The following is a 1,309-nucleotide window of genomic DNA, read 5'->3' on the forward strand; positions in this document are numbered from 1 at the left end:
CCCGCGCGCCGGGTTTTGGCCGCCGTGGTTTCCATTGCGTCACCAAGCGCTCGTAGCTTTGCTCTGCCTGGGCGGCAATCAACATCTCGCGGTCGCGCAATGCCTTGATGTTGTAGGCATACGCTGGCCCACGCCGGCTGCCTTTCTGTTGCGGATGTCCGGCTTGAAGCTGCATCGCGCGGGTCTTGATGGCGACCAGTGCCGGGCGCGCCCACAGGTAATCCTCGCCCTTCGTCAGCAAATGCCAGCAAAGCACGGTGAGCTTCCGGGCCACGGCCACCGCGGCGATCTGATGGCCGCGCCGGGCGCGGATGCGCACGAAAAACGCATGCAGCGGACCGGGCGCCTTGGCCGCTGCCCAGGCCGCCTCGACCAGCATGGCGCGCGCTTGACTGCGGCCGATCTTGCTGATGCGGCCGTGATGGGCGGCGCCCAGTCCGGACTGCCGCACCCGCGGGTTCAGCCCGAAATAGCTCACCAGCTTCTGCGGGCTGTTGAACCGGCTGATGTCGCCGATCGCCGCCATGATGCCGGCGGCGACCGCCAAGTTGACGCCGGTGATCGTCATCAATCTGTTGACCGCGGAATCGTCGATGGCGTCCTGCGCGATCTCGCGGTCGAGCAGGGCCAGATCTTCCGCCAGCCGGTCAAGCTCGCGGACGTGCCGATCGATCGTCCCGCGCTCATCGTCCGGCAACGGTTGAGCGGCCAACCACGTCCGGCCGCGGAGGTTGAAAAGATCGGCATGCGGGCACTTCGGGATCAGGTGCGCGTGCAGGATCGAATGCACCTCGTTCTTGAGCCGCGTGCGATGCCGCACGACCTGGTAGCGCCGCGCCACCAGCCGACGCTTGCGTTCCGTCTCCGCGTCAGGCGTCCAGATCTGCGGCAGGTACCCGGCCGCCTGCAGACTGGCGAGCGTGCCGGCATCGATCTTGTCGGTCTTGACGTGAGCCTGGGCGATCGCCTTCACCTGCAGCGGATTGGCGATAATCACCCGTGCCACGAACGGCGCCAGAACCCGCGACACTGCCATGCTGTTGGCGGTCGCTTCGACCACCATCTCATCACTGGCCAGCAGGGTCTTGCCAAATCCCTCCAACGCAGTCCGCGTCATATCAATGCGGCCCGCATGTCGGAGCCTGCCATCCTCCCAAACCACCACCTCTCCGAAAGTTCGGTGGACGTCGATGCCAATCACCCGTCGCATTCGCACCTCCTGCCAATCAGACCACATGACGGGAGCTACGGGCGACACGACAACTACGGATTCGCGCTCTCAGCGCAACCGGGCGAGTCGCAGAGGCGG

The 1,309-nt window shown here is 65.8% G+C and carries 1 protein-coding gene; it reads right to left on the bottom strand.

Annotated elements, in window-relative coordinates:
• Positions 1-1,192, bottom strand: a 1,192-nt coding sequence (locus tag SO180_RS42355) for an IS110 family RNA-guided transposase (RefSeq protein ID WP_449384703.1), incomplete at its 3' end; no start/stop codon positions are given.
• Positions 1,193-1,309 lie beyond the last annotated feature (117 nt).

The sequence above is a fragment of the Bradyrhizobium sp. UFLA05-112 genome, from assembly GCF_053572325.1.